We start from the raw sequence: 14,402 nt of genomic DNA, 5'->3' as shown, positions 1-14,402 counted from the left end.
CAATGTCAAGTCACTCTGCCATACCCACCGAACGGATGCAATCTGCATTCACTGGTTCATTCTATGTAGAATCGCATGGAGAAGGCACAGATCTGTATGATGTCTACTCAAAGGTCGAGGACCCCAACAAAGAGACAAAGATGTATTTCGTCGACATGCGGGAAGTCTCTTGCACGTGTGACGATTTCTTTTACAGAAATCACGATCCTGATCAGAAACACGCCTGCAAACACATCATGGCCGTGATCGCACAAACCGGACGATCCCCGATACAATTCTGACTCCCTTCATCTCTGCGATCTCGTCGACGATCCTCGATCTAGCGTGGAAACGCATGTCTGCGTGAGCTCGCGTGGAAATGCATGGGTGGCGTGGACGTATATTGTGACGTGGAAACGAATGGCCGCGTGAGCTGGCGTGGAAACGGGTGCGTGGCGTGGAAACGGGTGTGTGTGCGTGAGCCGGCGACTGGAAATTTTTCTGACACCCCTGCCTTCTGAGGTGTCGGTAGGTTTTTACAACTATCGAAACAGGTGTTTTTACCGCCTGTTTCGGTGTTTATGCCATTTCGAAGTGTTCAAAACATGGCAGATCAATCATATCCCCACAATTCTCGCAAACGTCGTCTTCGCCCGCCGCAGCCATCGTCTCGTCGGAATTCTCAACGGCCTGCATGTGCTTGCATTTGCGGTTTCGGTATTTGTGGTCGGGGCAGGTGCATTTGACCGCTTCGCCGTCTTCAACGGAAACGGTGTAAGTGTGGTTCTTGGCGTTATCTTCGCCGTGCGAGACGTTTGCGACGTTAACCTTGCCCTTGCAAGGAACGACGAAAACCATATCTTCCCATTGTGCGCGCTTTGCGGTGACGGATTGAGTCTGTGTTTGGCTCATCTGTGTTCGTCCTCATCTATACAGTATACCCCTTAGTATAAAAAGACTGCGATTGAAGATTGTACATAAGTAGGATACAATCGCAGTCTTTAAGTATAGGTGGTGCATTGGAGTAAATGGAGATAGAAGACAGATGAACGCAGACGAACTTGAACTCGATATGGACGAATTGGTCGATAACCTTACCGGTCGTAGTGGCGGACTCCGTCCATCGAAACCCCGAACGGCGGATAAACTCACACAGTACATATGGCGCATGGCGCGGTTTCACGCGGGATATGATACCTCGATGCCAGTCACATGCACGTGGTGGCTTGACGACTATCTCGAAGACAACGGCTATGATACCAGCGTATCGGGTATCCTCGATGACGACGGGAAGGAACTACTCCGTGGACTTGACAAAGTCACCGAAGACGTTCTAGTCGAATTCGGAGAGTGTACGATGGGAGCGGCCAAGGAATGGAAGGGTAAGGCCTACTAAGATTCAATCGCAACCTTTAAGTTAAATGGGTGCGTCAGTGTAGATGAGGACGAAGACAGATGATGACGACAACGACCGATGACGAGATACTGACCGACCCTGAAGACATCAAAGAAGCGCTCGAATCGCTCGAATACGGCGATAGCTTCGGAGCGCATACGGGCGACATAGACGGTTACTGGAGTGCTAATCACTGGGAGATCGGGTATAACGACACACCGGAGAAAAGCAACGGTTCGAAGATTCTTGGCGCATCAAGGTACGATAACCCAGATGCGGATGAATGGCTGAATCTCGGGATGGACTTTCGACAGACAGACGATGGTATCTTCGTTCACTGTTCCGGCGAAGATAGAGAAAACTGGAAACCGGTCATCTCTGTGTGTCTCAATCCGTCCACAGACTACTTTGAGACACCGGAGTATGAACTAACCCTTATCTGCGAGGAATGCGGTGAGGCAAGCGAGAAATGCCTCTATGACGACGATGACGACGAGGGAATGCTCACGGTTTGCTGTCAATCGGATAGCTGGAAAACCGGACTCCGTCGAGCAACGGAATAGATAGAAGACAATCGCAGTCTTTTTATACTAAGGGGGGTTAGGACTATGCGGAGATAGAAGATAGATGGAATGCACGAATTGCGGCTATGGCTACTTTACCCAAAGCGGCCATATAGACACTGACAACGGCGTTATAATGGATATAGAATGCGAGAATTGTGGCCATGAGGATACACTGAATATCGATAGGTTGTAGAAGTCAATCGCAATCTTTAAGTGGTAACGGGAGAACAATAGAATGAGGACAGAAGACAGATGAAGACAGACACGATCACAGAAGACGACAACGAAGAAGAGAGCATACAGCTGAATGGCGAACCCCTATACGTCGGAGACGACGTTATCATGGCGCGTGATACCCGGTCGGAGAACGTAGCCATCGTCGATAAAATCGAAAACGGATTTGCCCACCTCCGCATCAAAGGGACCGAGACGACGAAGGTCTACCACGAGAACAAAATTGACGACCAAAACATAGAGCGCTCGCCCTACAACGACGAGATCGACGTCTGGGACAAGTCCGCATTCCGAAAAGGCGTGCGTCACATCATGGTAGAAGGAACCCCGAAAAGTCAGGTGAGTATCGATAACTCGGGCGAAACGCCCGAATTGAAGTTCGAAGTTCCGAAAGATGCCTGTCTGCGCATTGACGACGTCAAAGAAGACGGCACGAAAACGTATGCGCTCGAACTTGAGACGACCGAAACGGAGGGAATGTGAATGTCGGGAGATGACACAATCGAAGCGGTGATTACGGAACCAGTATGGGTCGAGCAAAAGGTGTCGGTGAATCTCGAAACGGGGGACATCACCGAGATAGACGACCCAAAGACCATGGGAACAGTCGAACAGTTAGAAGGTGAGAAGACATACCGCTATCCGGATAGTACGGAGGAATTCGACTTGCTCGCCGACCTCGAAGAAGACGCGCGGCAACAGGAGGACCACTAACATGCCTGAATGCCTCGATTGTGGGAACAAAGAGCGGTTCCGACATACGACCGAAGGGGAAGAGGACCGTATCTACGACCCAGAGACGGGCGAATTGCTTGACGTCGTCCATGATGTGACCGAGGAAACCACCGGGATGTGGTGCGCGGAATGCGATAGTCGGAATGTAGTGCTGGAATAGAAGACAATCGCAGTCTTTTTATACTAAGGGGTGTTACAGTAGGATGAGGACAGAAGACAGATGTCGAAAGCATACAAGCAAGAATGGGAAGCCCGAACCGAGGACCTCGAACAATACCGCGATGGCCGACAGACGGTCGGCAATTGGGAACTTGAACAGGAGACAATCGAATACGAACATCCCCTTACGGGCGAAATGGTCGAAAAAGAGTCGGATGCGAGTAGCTGGCGGCTACGGTGGGAACACACCGAGACGGATACCTACATGACCGTCTCGGAGAAGAGCCAATACACCGAGCCATTCGTCTGGTATCACGCCCGAGTTACCATCAATGGCACTACCATCACAGTCGGAGAGTTTACGCATGAGACGGACGTCACGGACGCTCTCGACTGGGCCACAGACTGGATGGAAAATCACGACTCCGTCGGGGAATTGTACGACTGACGGAACACACTGGTAGAAGACAATCGCAATCATTATATACTAAGGGGTGTTAGGACTATACGGAGATAGAAGACAGATGACGATAGAAATCGGCTTCAATCAGATTGGATACAAAGCACCGAACCCTGCACCTGCTGGAAACGACCGCCGTTGGCTCAAACGCGGTAGAAGCCATACCGAATTTGTCGCCGATGAAGTCACGTACGAACTCATGGACCCATACGATGTTCGCACGGACTTTGACGTGATTGGTGGTGTCCTCGATAGTACCGCCATTAGCATTCAGGAAGCATTGAAGCGATAGAAGACAATCGCAGTCTTTTTATAGTAAAGGGTTGTAAGACTAAACGGAGATAGAAGACAGATGATGACGAGAATGGAAGAATTCGAGACGTACAACGTATACATGCCTGAAGGAATGCCCTGCGAAGACTGTGGGGAAGTCATGCACGACGTCTTTGTTCCTGTCTTGCGCAAAGATGGGTCGGATAAGAAGGTGTGCGAAGCCTGTGCAGACGAGATTACGTCCTACAGAGGATACAGCTACGAGATCGTGAGTGAGGGAGAATCGCATTTCTCACACGGGATGCGCTTGTACATTGAGGGAGAACGGATTATGTCAGCTGATGAGCTTGAGAAGAAGGGTTTCACTGGCCCGTGGGATGAAGCGCTCGAACAATACGCTAAAGCGTTCATCGATGGCCAACACTTCCCTGACGACATCGGCTCCATCTAATAGAAGACAATCGCAGTCTTTAAGTATAAGGGGTGCATTGGTGTTGATGAGGACGAACACAGATGCGAACGAATCACCCAGACCACCCGACGCACGGAAACCAAGCACAGATCGCACGAGAGAACGCACGCAACGCCGCCGAGTCCGCGAAAGAGGACGCCCTTGGCGACAGGAGAGAAGAGGACGAGACGGTCGACCGGCCCGACAAGCTCGGTGTGCACCACCGTGTCGGTGAATGGGTCTTTAGCTCTGCGACGCTGTTCGATAAGGATACAATCGCAAAAGAGCGTATCAAATCCATCACGTATGAGGTAGACGACCTTAGTGGCGAAAACTACGATTTCATCCATATCCGAAAGACCCGTAACTCGGATGAATGGGTCGTCAAACACGATTACAGTGTAGAATCTTCATTGAATACCATCGAGACGCCCGACGGAGCTGATTTGACCGATGCGCTCCGTAATGCATACGGATTCATGATGTTAGAATCGTATATCTAAACACCAGCAAAAGACAATCGCAGTCTTTTTATACTAAGGGGTCCTCTGTGTGAATGAGGACGAACACAGATGACGACAACCCAACGCACGGCCTGCAACGTTTGTGACCACAAGTACGACAGCGTCCGCAACGAATGCCCGGAATGCAGAACGCGACGTGAGAACTACGACGGCGACGTCGAGAGTCAGTTTTGCGTTCACTGCCATGCCTTCACCCACTACTCAGTCCCCGTGAATACCGGTCATGCGACGACTGGTGAATCAGGGTGCCCCGACTGTCTGAATGCCTCACTCCGTCCTGTGGTCGCCGAGAAAGGCGACGAGCGCACCATCTGGGGCGGCTACATCGCACCACAACACCGAGAGAGCGCGCTTACGGTGGCGGAGGCAATCCTCAAGTTGTAACAGAAGACAATCGCAATCTTTAAGTGGTGTAGGGACAACAATAGAATGAGGACAGAAGACAGATGAACGCTAACGCACTCTACGACGCCGAACCCGCTACCCGAACGCCCGAGAACTGCTGCGAGTGGGGTACTTGCACGAACGAAGCGACCTCGTCTCGACCCGGAATGACCGGTCGAATTCCGGTGTGTGACGATCACCGCAAAGACGCCGACCCTCGGGGCGACGTCGACCGGTGGAACCGAGACATGCGATAGACGTCGACCGCGGCCATAGCTGATTCTCATGCCATCTACCCGTTCAGACGCACGTCACACCCGTGACTCACATCGAACGTTCGGAATGCATTAGTAGAGATTAATCGCAATCTTTAAGTGGTAACGGGGTAACAATACAATGAGGACAGAAGACAGATGATGACGACAACGACCGACGACGATTCGACCGGAACCGAACTAGATCAGATCGGCCAGACATTAGCGACAGACGCGGCAGAGACCGAAGAGCGCTATCTCGCAATTAGCCTGGGCAAGTCTCGAGCAAAAATCTATGAAGCCGAAGACGTCGAGGGAGAGAACGAGATTCAAAAGACGGATCTGACCGGTGCGAAGAGGTCGTTTACCGTCTCGTCCGCACAGTTCGCCATGTACGCACGCATGGGCTTTCACTTCGTCATCGGGATGGACGTCACCCCCGCACAGTTTGACGACGTGGTCCGCCGTCTGAAGCGTCTGAATGACGATCAGCTGGTGTCCTTCGCAAAGGACCGTGCGATGGCACCTCCTGAATAGAGTAATAAGTAGAAGACAATCGCAGTCTTTTTATACTAAGGGGTACTACACTGAAGTGGAGACAGAAGACAGATGAGACCCAACCCGACGAACTCCGAACTCACGAACGCTGTTCAAGCCGCAAACGCCCGCGACGCCAAGAAACACGAAGAAACAGGAATCAGCCGAGGCGAATACATGCAGGCGATAGAAACCCTCGACGAGCTCGAGGGCGTCATGATGGGATACGGCATGACGTGCCCAATCGTCCACGCCAGCCTTGACGACGAGAAAGTCGAGGAAGCGGTTCAGTCAATCGAAGACGCGGACTACACCGTTCGCAAGGTCTACACCGAAGCCAACGGCGTCGAGACGGCGATGGTCGACCTGGAGATGTAGAGAGACCACCCACCGCTTCCCTCGCCACAGCACGAACGCTGGGGCGGCTCACGGGAACGCTAAAGGGAGTGGTGTGCGTACGAGGAACCAGGACGGAACCAGAACCCGCGGTGTCCTACAGTCGGTGACGACATGCACCGACGTAAGCCAAGCTCACCACTGGCGTAGGACGTCGGGGTGTCGCGTAAGGAAAGTGCGGTGGGGGAACCAGCCCCACCGCGAGGACGGATCCTACCGGGGAACCAACCCGGATAGAACCAATGCGGCATCCCATACGGAACGAGGAATGCCATGTCAATCGAAGACTCATCCCCAAATAAGAGTACCGGAATTCAACCAAAGATACCTGACAAGCCCCTACAAAATCAAGCCTACTTAGAGCAGTTGTACTACGGCAAGGGTCTCACACAGAAAGAGATCGCCAACCGACCGGAATTTCCCGCGGATTGCACACCCAGAAAAGTCCGCTACTGGATGAAAAAGCACGGTATCGAACCCGGTGCCGAAATGGCCCACGAACGCGCCAAGCAAGCCAGGACCGCAAACTACGCCGGCTATCGGACCAACACGGATGGTTACGAGGAATGGCATCTCCGAGACGGTCGCGACGAGGACGGCGATAGCGTCTGGCAGAAGGTCAAGGTCCATCAGCTCTTAGCCATCGCGAACGGTGCCGACCCACACAAGGTCTTTGGTGGCTTCGACGTCCATCACCCGAAAGATATCCCGTGGCTCAACATGGACGACGAGATCGACGTAATCCCGCACTGGCTACACTCGATCATCCACTCGGGAGAAAAACAGCGGGATGCTCGAGGTCGATTCGTCGCTGCGGACTAAGGCCCATCTCGGGCGTTAGGGAAAACTGATTTTCGTCGCTGTTATTCGGTGTCGTCGAGGATGTCCACCTTGTTCGCCGACTCCATTTCACGCCTACAGTCGGGTGTCGGGCATCTATATCGAAGAGTTGCATGATACGTCGGACGATCTCGGCTCGGGGTGTAGAGCGCTCCCTCGTAGCCACACGAGCACTTGTAACCAATACCGCCGATATGCTCGGTTACGTATTTCTCTTTCGAGATCTCGAAGCCGTTGTGCGTGTCTGGGTTGTCTGGGTAGCGCGGTTCATCATCGGTCTCGTCCTGCTGGGTTTGTGCTTTCGACATCTGTCTTCTGTCTCCACTTCTGTGTAGCACCCACTTTGTAATAAAGATTGCGATTGGTGTTTCAGAAAACTCCGGGCCTTTGTTCGAAGTTAATCGCAAGTTTTATATTCTAATGGGATAACAGTAGAACGAGGACAGAAGACAGATGACAGAGATCACGACCGAAGTCTACTACACGACGCACGATCCCGACAAAGACGGCTTTGAAACCGCCCGCGACATCCGCTGTTACGCCGACCCGGACGACGTCACACCCGAAATATTCGCACAAGCCTACGACCTGACTTGCGAGGGAGAAACCAGCACTGAACAGCTGTCGTTTGGTCCAGAAGACACGACCAAACTCCTTCGACACATCTACGACCGACTCCAAGGTCCACGTCGAGACAAGCACCTTGGCTATATTGGCGGGAAGATGCGTAGCTGCATGGTCGGAGATATCATCGTCATCAACGGCATTGCTCACATGGTCGACCGTATTGGCTTCGAGGAGATGGGCGAATTCGAAGAGCTTCAGACGGAGACATCGGAGGCAACTCAATGAGGTACCACGAGGAAACTGCTGGCGTGCTGCTGGTGCTTACCCTCTTCGCCTGCATGATTGCCCTCACCATAGGCGAATCCGCTCTCGCCGTATCCTCGGGCGTTCTGTGGACCGCGGTTGCGTTACTCGCTCCGTGAGTCGATAGACAAAAACACCGTTTTACAGAATTGAATCGCAGTCTTTTTATAGTGGCGGGTTGTTGTTGAGGGTGAGGACAGAAGACAGATGTCGAAAGCACAAACTCAGCCCGACGACGAGAAAGAAGCGGCTATCAAACAGATATACACCCACGCACCGACCATTGCGGCCCATCTCTCGACTTTCTCGGGGATGGTCTCCAGTGTGTCGCTGACCGACGAAGACGAGATTAGCGTTATCGCCGAATCTGAATACCTACTGTCGAAGCTCCTGCAGAACTGTCGAAGTGACGACTACGCGCCTTACAATGTCGGCGACTGGAAAGGACAGACGCGCCTTCTGTTCCAGCCTGTCCGTGACGACTACTACGGAGATTCGGACCAATAGACGCAAATCGCAGTCTTTTTATAGTGGCGGGTTCTCTGTGTAAACGGAGATAGAACACAGATGTCGACCCAAGTCAATCCCGCAAAAGAGACGTACGAAACGCTCACCGAAGACACCGTTATCAAGATCCCACAGTACAAGAACGCGCTCACAGTCACAAGCGCCAATCACAGCGGTGGACTGGTCGGCGTCGAGTTCGTCGACAACAAAACGAGCGCCTCAAAGATGCTGATCCAGAACGTCAATAGCGGGCGTATCTACCTCGTTGCTGGTTCGACCGATAAAGGAGAGGTGAAAGAGATCGAGATCGTCACGCAACCCACTGACGGCGACGAGAATGACGATGAAGACGAGAAGAGCGAAGACGACAAGAATAACGAAGACAGCGAAGACGACGAAGACGATTCATCCACGATCCACGCCTGGGGTGACGGTCGACGGAAGACGCTCGCAGCGATTGACGAGAAATCCCAGCTCGACCCGCTCAAGAACCCGACCGAGATCACCGAGATCACCGACGCCCTCGAAGAGATCGCCCTAGAACGGGTGTGGTCCGAACCGACCGACGTCATCGAGAAAGTGAAATCCACTCACGAGCGCCTGCCGGATGACGCCAAGAGCCATTACGTCACTGACCGCGTGCTGCTACGGCGACTCAACGCGGCACGACGCCAATTCAACAAGTGGATGGGTAAGCGTAAGCGATACGCACAGATGCCGTCCTGGGTTGAAGCGGGCCCGGCGAACTACCCAGCAAGCAAATCACGCCGTCTCTCACGCTACGAGCGAGACGCCAGCGAAGAACTACGGGAGAAGATCAAGAAGGTAGATTCCGCCGCTCGTGGCGGACGACAGCGGGCATTGAATGCCATCGGCTCGTCGGTCGCCGAACAGAACGAGCAAGCCGCCAAGAGCGAACGTGAACAGATGCGGGACAAACTCGAAACGGACGACCTTGTCCATTTCCGTAATCCCAACCTCCGATATGGGGAGGTGATTCGAGTCAACAAGAAGACGGTGACCGTTCGCTACCCGAATCCATTCGCTGGGAGAACAAAACCGATGTCGGACGAACCAGCACCCGACTACCGAAAACAGCGGGTAGATCTCGACTCGAATCATCTGATTCGGTTCTCCGACGAGCGCCTTCAGAACGTCGACGAAATCGAATACTCGTCACTCGCCGAGATGCGAGACGACTTGTTTAGCGACGAATCGGAGTAACCCACCGATGAACGATTTACCGAAATTTGACACGGACGACGTCCCTGACGGATGGTCGCGGAATGCCTCGGCAGAGGACACACTTGGAGCAACGGCCATCTTCGACCACGATAGCGACCGGTGGAGAATCGTTGTTCGGCGGTACGACCCTGGAATTGCGGACGGGAAGCGAGTATGCAGAGAACAACCCGAAGACAGTGACCCGCTCGTTGCACCGCTGTTTGAAACCCGGTTGCGCTCCACTGTGCGGGAGATCGAAGACTACCTGCGGATACAGACTGAAGAGATGGACAAAGCGGACACGATCCCGCTCGACGGCAGAGAGACGCGTGTCTTCCCTGATCCGACCGGTGAAACGGTACTGGCCTACCTGAAGGCACACGATAGGAAACGCCAAGAGATCGAGGATGCTGACCGTGAACTCCACGAGGAACTAGCGAAACGAACCGACTGATAGAAGACAATCGCAGTCTTTTTATACTAAGGGGTGTATTGTGTAAACGAGGTCGAAGACAGATGAGCCAAACTCAGACTCAAGACGTGACGGCTGACACCGAGACGATGACCGACACCCTCGAAGAACTCAAAGAGCTGCGCCAGGCACTCCAGCACAAGAAGGACATGGCGCTCATCAATGAGCAATCGGAGAAGCACAACCAACTGAAGGAGAAAGTCGAGAAGGTTGACGATGACATCGCACGGGTGGAACACCTCATGAAGACCAACTACGATACGCTCACCGAGGCCGACCAACGCGAAGCCATCGCGACGGGCCTCGAAGCCGCGGCGGATGGGTACGACAACATCAGCTTTGACCCGACGTCCAACCTGAAGACGGATCTCCAGCGCAAGTGGCACGGGATGGGCAACGAAGCAAACGCACACATCCGACTGTTCCGTGGTGACGACCGGAAAGACCTCACCAAGGCGATTTACGGCCACATGGACGCAATCATCTTCAACCATGAGACGCCCGGTGATGAACGTCTCTCGGTCGAAACGCTCCGACGTGCGGCTGCCGAACTTCGGGCGCTCGACAACTGACCGACAGACTCAAATCGCAGTCTTTTTATAGTAGTGGGTGGATTGTGTGAACGAGGTCGAAGACAGATGAGCCAAACTTCACGCAACGGACTCGAACTTGTCGGAGACGGATATGATCGAACCGATGGCGAAGGCGTATTCCTCACGGGAACACGCCATATCGTCAGATTCGGATCCCCTCTCTGTGGGAACCCGCATGTACAGCGGAATCTTGATCGCGAGAAATACAAGCGGCAGGAAACGGCCTACCCGCTGGGAGATAGCCATCATTCGGTCTGTGATTCCTGTGCGCGGTCGTTCCTATCTCGCCATGGGTCGAATGACGAAATGTTCGTTCTCATGAGCCAGCTCTCCGAGGGCGATTATGTCGAGGTGACGGACATCGACGGGAACCGGCGAACAGGACGGGTTCGACATCCAGCAGTGGGTAAAACAGACCCAAGTACCTCCCGTTATATCACAATCGTTCTCTCAAACGAGCCGATGGAGAGATGGGCCTATGGTGTCGAGGAGACGGTCAGCATCCGGAAATACGAGGGAGATACTGCCGTCAACCCTGATACAGAGCAAGAGTTTCGTTCTCTAGAGGCAATCTCGCCACCCGATGATTGCCCCGATCGTCGAACCGAGGAGATCCTTGCGGATTTGGAGGCGTGCATGCCCGATCTCGAATATGGCGAGTACGGAGGGGCAAAAGCCGCTGCGAAAGATCCCGATGTCTTCTCTGTCTCGATCAAGGGCGAGGAGGAGGTCGAAGATCTTGCGAGGAGATTAGCCAATACAGATGGCTACACTCATCGGAAAACCGTCCTGGCGAGTGAACGCGAACACTCCTCGTATAGTTCTGTCTCGGTTCAGGTCAAAGGGTTCAAGTAGGCCAGAGCTGAATCGCAGTCTTTTTATACTAAGGGGTGCTACAGAAGAGTGAGGGCAGAAGACAGATGTCGACAACCCACACCCACTCGGATGACGACTCCCACGCGAACAACAACCAAGCAATTGAGCACGCGGAAGCCACGGACGCCGAATCGATCCGTTCCACACTCCCCGATGACATTCGTGCAGCGCTCACGAAGCGCGCGTTTTCGCCTGGGGCGCTCCGGATTTTGCTCCGAGATACGTACTACATGGGTCCGATCGGAATCGGGCGGGGTGGCTGGCGCGGGATGTACGGCGACGGTCAACCCGGCACGGAGATGCGACGTCCAAACGGCGCGCTCTACAACTTCCCGCGGTCATGGCGGTATGCGGCACTTGAGCGAGCGCTCGAAACCGGCCTCATTGCCCACGTCGGCGGTGGCAGGTTTACAGCCACGGAGCGCGGAGTGGCAGTCCTTCACCAGATCGACCGATGCCCGGAGTGTGACGAAGTGCGGGTGCCGATGGTACAATCGAGTTACTATACTGGTAACCCGTTCACAGAGGGCCATATCGAAAACCACCGGCTTCGGACACAGTGCCCGGAATGTGGTGGCGAGGGCTACAATTGGGGCAGTGGCAGTACGAGTTTCGACGAGTACGAGCGAACAGAGGACCGTATAGAGTCTGCAACCGCACAGATCTCGGAGATGCCACAGGCGCGAACCTACGGCGGCTCTCGAGACGTCGACCCGTCAGCTGCTGACGAGCGTCCGACTGTCGACGAAGCGGCCATCACAGAGACGCTCGAGAACCATGTGGAGGAACACACGCCCGGCACGCCACGGGAGATCTTTGGAGCACACGATGAAGATCTCTACGAGCGTCAAGTCGTTACGATCGATGGAGATGGCGAACACTTCCGCTTCACTGGCACTGACGAAGCGTTTGTCGTCACGCACGCCGATACAACCGGCGAGATTCACTTTACGCTCACTGACAGTGGACGGCTCCGAGCACACATGAGCTACGAGGTGGCTGTCGAACAGGGCGCAAAAGACGCGATAAAAAGCGATGCGGCGGATGCGAATTGGACGGGTGATCACTGGACAATTGACCCGAGTGGCCTGCCGCACGCTGCATCGGTACTCGCAGGATTCGAGAAGTACTACGGTCGGTGGACGGTCACGGCGACAGAAGAGGCAGTGGCCGCCTGTCAGTCGCCTGTTCCGGGCATTGACGCTGACGGCGCTCTCATGGACAAAGACGACCTCCTATGTGTTGAATAGCAAATCGAGAAGGCGTAGTCTGACCGGTATCTTTTTCACCATGCCTAACCAAGCATGGGGTGTGATCAAGGATGGATCCACTAACCAGAACCAGGAGCGAACAGAGATGAGCAAGGCAGCTAATGATGACGATCTCGGCAGCCTGCGAATGATGGACAGGGTCGATGTCGACAGCCTCCCTGAAAGCGACCGGATAGAGTACCAAGACACGGGGTTTGCCGAGGTCATCAGCGGAAAACAAGTCACCTACAAGCCACTGAACCATGGCCGAGATGGTGAGCCAAAGATCCTCTCTGGAAGAGAGTATCTTACGCCATCCATGATGCGCAAGTATCTGGAAATTGTCGGCGTGCTCGAGGAGACCATACAAACGTATAACCAACGGTGCTTAGATGGGTATGAGGCGGACTACGTCGTTGGAAACATTCAGTCACATGATTCGAAGGACGGCGACAAGATCGTAATCACACGAATCCGAACAAATGAGTGGTGATCACAATGAGCGCAGATTCTAAACTGACAGACATGAGTGACGAAGAGTACGAATATACATTCGATCCAATGGACGACCTCGTTGAGCGGTGGGGTCTCGACCTTCATGAGGCCGAAGACTTCCTTGTGAATGTCGGGTACTTCAATACAGAGCGATATCACGAGATAGCGGACTGTTTCAACCCCGAAGAGGGATCGCTGTGAGCCCTGTAACAGAACCCAAACAATTCGAGGAGGGTGACAAAGTCATTGTAAAGAACGGTACAGAGGAAGGCAACGACGGTATTGTCGTCGAGGTTGCTGGTCGAAACGTTCGTGTCGACCTCGACGAGGCGGAAAATCACATACCAAATGAGATCTGGTTCAGAGACTACAATCTGGAGACCGCAGATATGTGTGAAAAACAATTCAAACAGCAGACGAAACACGAGTTTATGGCAGTAGAAAAAGATGTAGAGGTGAAAGAATTCGGGGATGGCGATGTCATCATCCGAGCTGACACACCTAAAGACTACCCGACGCCGCCCATGTCGCTACCCAGGGAAGACGCTAAAACTCTCTATGAAGAGCTAGGGGAGATTTTCGAATGAATCCAAAAGACAAACCACGTGGTGAGCAACCGACGACCGACGATCTCGGAGAGGATGCTCTGGCCAACATCAAAGACATGGAGGAAGAGTACACAGAGAAGGTGAAGAAGATGGAGCACTTGAAAGCACAGTTTGCGAAAGCTGACGCGGCTGTGGACGCAGATTCCATCATGGCCGGATACGACGAGGATACCGATCTTGGTCACATCGAACTGTACTACGAATTCTATGATGATGAGGAACCCAGAGAAGCAGCTGCTGAGGTAGACACGGAGGAAACCAAGAGAGAGGGATTCGTCGCTAGAATTCACTTGGAGAGGTTGTCCAACTTGTGAGCATG

General features: G+C 53.4%; 29 protein-coding genes. 27 read left to right on the top strand and 2 right to left on the bottom strand.

What is annotated here, in order from left to right:
* The first annotated feature begins 2 nt into the window (after positions 1–2).
* The gene (locus AC1XDK_RS19985) at positions 3–281 is read left to right on the top strand and encodes an SWIM zinc finger family protein (RefSeq protein WP_483351735.1); all 279 of its coding nucleotides are present in this window, start codon (positions 3–5) and stop codon (positions 279–281) included.
* Positions 282–558: 277 nt separating this feature from the next.
* On the opposite strand, the gene AC1XDK_RS19980 is transcribed toward AC1XDK_RS19985, so the two are convergent.
* On the bottom strand, positions 559–891 hold the full coding sequence (locus AC1XDK_RS19980) for an SWIM zinc finger family protein (RefSeq protein WP_483351734.1): 333 nt from the start codon (positions 889–891) through the stop codon (positions 559–561).
* Between the two features lie 133 nt (positions 892–1,024).
* On the opposite strand from AC1XDK_RS19980, the gene AC1XDK_RS19975 reads away from it, so the two are divergent.
* From AC1XDK_RS19975 to AC1XDK_RS19910, 14 genes are all read left to right on the top strand, one after another.
* Positions 1,025–1,375: a hypothetical protein gene (locus AC1XDK_RS19975; RefSeq protein WP_483351733.1), complete on the top strand. Its 351-nt coding sequence runs from the start codon at positions 1,025–1,027 to the stop codon at positions 1,373–1,375.
* Between the two features lie 59 nt (positions 1,376–1,434).
* Positions 1,435–1,938 (top strand): hypothetical protein, encoded by a 504-nt coding sequence (locus AC1XDK_RS19970; protein WP_483351732.1) that lies wholly within the window; start codon positions 1,435–1,437, stop codon positions 1,936–1,938.
* Between the two features lie 255 nt (positions 1,939–2,193).
* On the top strand, positions 2,194–2,658 hold the full coding sequence (locus AC1XDK_RS19965; protein WP_483351731.1) for a hypothetical protein: 465 nt from the start codon (positions 2,194–2,196) through the stop codon (positions 2,656–2,658).
* A complete protein-coding gene (locus AC1XDK_RS19960; protein ID WP_483351730.1) occupies positions 2,659–2,889 on the top strand; it encodes a hypothetical protein in 231 nt (76 codons plus the stop codon).
* A gap of 1 nt (position 2,890) precedes the next feature.
* Positions 2,891–3,070, top strand: a complete 180-nt coding sequence (locus AC1XDK_RS19955) for a hypothetical protein (protein WP_483351729.1) — start codon at positions 2,891–2,893, stop codon at positions 3,068–3,070.
* 60 nt (positions 3,071–3,130) lie between these two features.
* On the top strand, positions 3,131–3,517 hold the full coding sequence (locus AC1XDK_RS19950) for a hypothetical protein (RefSeq protein ID WP_483351728.1): 387 nt from the start codon (positions 3,131–3,133) through the stop codon (positions 3,515–3,517).
* 76 nt (positions 3,518–3,593) lie between these two features.
* Positions 3,594–3,821 carry a hypothetical protein gene (locus AC1XDK_RS19945; protein ID WP_483351727.1) on the top strand — a complete coding sequence of 76 codons (228 nt, stop codon included), beginning with the start codon at positions 3,594–3,596 and terminating at the stop codon, positions 3,819–3,821.
* A 60-nt stretch (positions 3,822–3,881) separates the two neighbouring features.
* Entirely contained in the window at positions 3,882–4,253 is a 372-nt protein-coding gene (locus tag AC1XDK_RS19940; RefSeq protein WP_483351726.1) for a hypothetical protein, read from the top strand.
* Positions 4,254–4,315: 62 nt separating this feature from the next.
* Positions 4,316–4,756: a hypothetical protein gene (locus AC1XDK_RS19935; RefSeq protein WP_483351725.1), complete on the top strand. Its 441-nt coding sequence runs from the start codon at positions 4,316–4,318 to the stop codon at positions 4,754–4,756.
* A 69-nt stretch (positions 4,757–4,825) separates the two neighbouring features.
* Positions 4,826–5,161, top strand: coding sequence for a hypothetical protein (locus AC1XDK_RS19930; RefSeq protein WP_483351724.1), 336 nt, complete (start codon positions 4,826–4,828; stop codon positions 5,159–5,161).
* 62 nt (positions 5,162–5,223) lie between these two features.
* On the top strand, positions 5,224–5,418 hold the full coding sequence (locus AC1XDK_RS19925; protein WP_483351723.1) for a hypothetical protein: 195 nt from the start codon (positions 5,224–5,226) through the stop codon (positions 5,416–5,418).
* Positions 5,419–5,574: 156 nt separating this feature from the next.
* Entirely contained in the window at positions 5,575–5,952 is a 378-nt protein-coding gene (locus AC1XDK_RS19920; protein WP_483351722.1) for a hypothetical protein, read from the top strand.
* A 72-nt stretch (positions 5,953–6,024) separates the two neighbouring features.
* A complete protein-coding gene (locus AC1XDK_RS19915; protein ID WP_483351721.1) occupies positions 6,025–6,330 on the top strand; it encodes a hypothetical protein in 306 nt (101 codons plus the stop codon).
* 291 nt (positions 6,331–6,621) lie between these two features.
* Positions 6,622–7,170: a hypothetical protein gene (locus AC1XDK_RS19910; protein ID WP_483351720.1), complete on the top strand. Its 549-nt coding sequence runs from the start codon at positions 6,622–6,624 to the stop codon at positions 7,168–7,170.
* 41 nt (positions 7,171–7,211) lie between these two features.
* Here AC1XDK_RS19910 and AC1XDK_RS19905 read toward each other — a convergent pair whose 3' ends face one another.
* On the bottom strand, positions 7,212–7,496 hold the full coding sequence (locus AC1XDK_RS19905) for a hypothetical protein (RefSeq protein ID WP_483351719.1): 285 nt from the start codon (positions 7,494–7,496) through the stop codon (positions 7,212–7,214).
* Positions 7,497–7,641: 145 nt separating this feature from the next.
* Between AC1XDK_RS19905 and AC1XDK_RS19900 the strand changes: the two genes are divergently transcribed.
* The 12 genes from AC1XDK_RS19900 to AC1XDK_RS19845 all read left to right on the top strand — a co-directional run bounded on the left by AC1XDK_RS19900 (position 7,642) and on the right by AC1XDK_RS19845 (position 14,397).
* A complete protein-coding gene (locus AC1XDK_RS19900; protein ID WP_483351718.1) occupies positions 7,642–8,040 on the top strand; it encodes a hypothetical protein in 399 nt (132 codons plus the stop codon).
* Positions 8,037–8,177, top strand: coding sequence for a hypothetical protein (locus AC1XDK_RS19895; RefSeq protein WP_483351717.1), 141 nt, complete (start codon positions 8,037–8,039; stop codon positions 8,175–8,177). Before AC1XDK_RS19900 ends, AC1XDK_RS19895 begins: the two co-directional genes overlap by 4 nt.
* An 88-nt stretch (positions 8,178–8,265) precedes the next feature.
* Positions 8,266–8,565 (top strand): hypothetical protein, encoded by a 300-nt coding sequence (locus AC1XDK_RS19890; RefSeq protein ID WP_483351716.1) that lies wholly within the window; start codon positions 8,266–8,268, stop codon positions 8,563–8,565.
* 60 nt (positions 8,566–8,625) lie between these two features.
* The gene (locus AC1XDK_RS19885; protein ID WP_483351715.1) at positions 8,626–9,789 is read left to right on the top strand and encodes a hypothetical protein; all 1,164 of its coding nucleotides are present in this window, start codon (positions 8,626–8,628) and stop codon (positions 9,787–9,789) included.
* Positions 9,790–9,796: 7 nt separating this feature from the next.
* Complete coding sequence (locus tag AC1XDK_RS19880; RefSeq protein WP_483351714.1) at positions 9,797–10,243, top strand: hypothetical protein; 447 nt, start codon at positions 9,797–9,799, stop codon at positions 10,241–10,243.
* Between the two features lie 62 nt (positions 10,244–10,305).
* Positions 10,306–10,833, top strand: coding sequence for a hypothetical protein (locus AC1XDK_RS19875; protein WP_483351713.1), 528 nt, complete (start codon positions 10,306–10,308; stop codon positions 10,831–10,833).
* 66 nt (positions 10,834–10,899) lie between these two features.
* Entirely contained in the window at positions 10,900–11,709 is an 810-nt protein-coding gene (locus tag AC1XDK_RS19870) for a hypothetical protein (protein ID WP_483351712.1), read from the top strand.
* Positions 11,710–11,774: 65 nt separating this feature from the next.
* Positions 11,775–12,980 carry a hypothetical protein gene (locus AC1XDK_RS19865; protein ID WP_483351711.1) on the top strand — a complete coding sequence of 402 codons (1,206 nt, stop codon included), beginning with the start codon at positions 11,775–11,777 and terminating at the stop codon, positions 12,978–12,980.
* Between the two features lie 61 nt (positions 12,981–13,041).
* A complete protein-coding gene (locus tag AC1XDK_RS19860; protein ID WP_483351710.1) occupies positions 13,042–13,473 on the top strand; it encodes a hypothetical protein in 432 nt (143 codons plus the stop codon).
* A 32-nt stretch (positions 13,474–13,505) separates the two neighbouring features.
* Positions 13,506–13,676: a hypothetical protein gene (locus AC1XDK_RS19855; protein ID WP_483351709.1), complete on the top strand. Its 171-nt coding sequence runs from the start codon at positions 13,506–13,508 to the stop codon at positions 13,674–13,676.
* Positions 13,673–14,062 carry a hypothetical protein gene (locus AC1XDK_RS19850; protein ID WP_483351708.1) on the top strand — a complete coding sequence of 130 codons (390 nt, stop codon included), beginning with the start codon at positions 13,673–13,675 and terminating at the stop codon, positions 14,060–14,062. The genes AC1XDK_RS19855 and AC1XDK_RS19850 overlap by 4 nt, the downstream gene beginning before the upstream one ends.
* Positions 14,059–14,397, top strand: coding sequence for a hypothetical protein (locus tag AC1XDK_RS19845; RefSeq protein ID WP_483351707.1), 339 nt, complete (start codon positions 14,059–14,061; stop codon positions 14,395–14,397). Before AC1XDK_RS19850 ends, AC1XDK_RS19845 begins: the two co-directional genes overlap by 4 nt.
* Positions 14,398–14,402 lie beyond the last annotated feature (5 nt).

The sequence above is a fragment of the Haladaptatus sp. HS23 genome (assembly GCF_056892285.1).
This window is presented reverse-complemented; position numbering and strand designations above follow the sequence as displayed.

Bases quoted from the DNA above. Each gene is read 5' to 3' on its own strand.
- AC1XDK_RS19940 (WP_483351726.1), top strand. From the start codon at position 3,882: ATGATGACGAGAATGGAAGAATTCGAGACGTACAACGTATACATGCCT.
- AC1XDK_RS19895 (WP_483351717.1), top strand. From the start codon at position 8,037: ATGAGGTACCACGAGGAAACTGCTGGCGTGCTGCTGGTGCTTACCCTC.
- AC1XDK_RS19915 (WP_483351721.1), top strand. From the start codon at position 6,025: ATGAGACCCAACCCGACGAACTCCGAACTCACGAACGCTGTTCAAGCC.
- AC1XDK_RS19985 (WP_483351735.1), top strand. From the start codon at position 3: ATGTCAAGTCACTCTGCCATACCCACCGAACGGATGCAATCTGCATTC.
- AC1XDK_RS19905 (WP_483351719.1), bottom strand. From the start codon at position 7,496: ATGTCGAAAGCACAAACCCAGCAGGACGAGACCGATGATGAACCGCGC.
- AC1XDK_RS19955 (WP_483351729.1), top strand. From the start codon at position 2,891: ATGCCTGAATGCCTCGATTGTGGGAACAAAGAGCGGTTCCGACATACG.
- AC1XDK_RS19885 (WP_483351715.1), top strand. From the start codon at position 8,626: ATGTCGACCCAAGTCAATCCCGCAAAAGAGACGTACGAAACGCTCACC.
- AC1XDK_RS19960 (WP_483351730.1), top strand. From the start codon at position 2,659: ATGTCGGGAGATGACACAATCGAAGCGGTGATTACGGAACCAGTATGG.
- AC1XDK_RS19920 (WP_483351722.1), top strand. From the start codon at position 5,575: ATGATGACGACAACGACCGACGACGATTCGACCGGAACCGAACTAGAT.
- AC1XDK_RS19875 (WP_483351713.1), top strand. From the start codon at position 10,306: ATGAGCCAAACTCAGACTCAAGACGTGACGGCTGACACCGAGACGATG.
- AC1XDK_RS19975 (WP_483351733.1), top strand. From the start codon at position 1,025: ATGAACGCAGACGAACTTGAACTCGATATGGACGAATTGGTCGATAAC.
- AC1XDK_RS19980 (WP_483351734.1), bottom strand. From the start codon at position 891: ATGAGCCAAACACAGACTCAATCCGTCACCGCAAAGCGCGCACAATGG.
- AC1XDK_RS19950 (WP_483351728.1), top strand. From the start codon at position 3,131: ATGTCGAAAGCATACAAGCAAGAATGGGAAGCCCGAACCGAGGACCTC.
- AC1XDK_RS19870 (WP_483351712.1), top strand. From the start codon at position 10,900: ATGAGCCAAACTTCACGCAACGGACTCGAACTTGTCGGAGACGGATAT.
- AC1XDK_RS19910 (WP_483351720.1), top strand. From the start codon at position 6,622: ATGTCAATCGAAGACTCATCCCCAAATAAGAGTACCGGAATTCAACCA.
- AC1XDK_RS19945 (WP_483351727.1), top strand. From the start codon at position 3,594: ATGACGATAGAAATCGGCTTCAATCAGATTGGATACAAAGCACCGAAC.
- AC1XDK_RS19880 (WP_483351714.1), top strand. From the start codon at position 9,797: ATGAACGATTTACCGAAATTTGACACGGACGACGTCCCTGACGGATGG.
- AC1XDK_RS19890 (WP_483351716.1), top strand. From the start codon at position 8,266: ATGTCGAAAGCACAAACTCAGCCCGACGACGAGAAAGAAGCGGCTATC.
- AC1XDK_RS19855 (WP_483351709.1), top strand. From the start codon at position 13,506: ATGAGTGACGAAGAGTACGAATATACATTCGATCCAATGGACGACCTC.
- AC1XDK_RS19845 (WP_483351707.1), top strand. From the start codon at position 14,059: ATGAATCCAAAAGACAAACCACGTGGTGAGCAACCGACGACCGACGAT.
- AC1XDK_RS19900 (WP_483351718.1), top strand. From the start codon at position 7,642: ATGACAGAGATCACGACCGAAGTCTACTACACGACGCACGATCCCGAC.
- AC1XDK_RS19970 (WP_483351732.1), top strand. From the start codon at position 1,435: ATGATGACGACAACGACCGATGACGAGATACTGACCGACCCTGAAGAC.
- AC1XDK_RS19935 (WP_483351725.1), top strand. From the start codon at position 4,316: ATGCGAACGAATCACCCAGACCACCCGACGCACGGAAACCAAGCACAG.
- AC1XDK_RS19925 (WP_483351723.1), top strand. From the start codon at position 5,224: ATGAACGCTAACGCACTCTACGACGCCGAACCCGCTACCCGAACGCCC.
- AC1XDK_RS19965 (WP_483351731.1), top strand. From the start codon at position 2,194: ATGAAGACAGACACGATCACAGAAGACGACAACGAAGAAGAGAGCATA.
- AC1XDK_RS19865 (WP_483351711.1), top strand. From the start codon at position 11,775: ATGTCGACAACCCACACCCACTCGGATGACGACTCCCACGCGAACAAC.
- AC1XDK_RS19930 (WP_483351724.1), top strand. From the start codon at position 4,826: ATGACGACAACCCAACGCACGGCCTGCAACGTTTGTGACCACAAGTAC.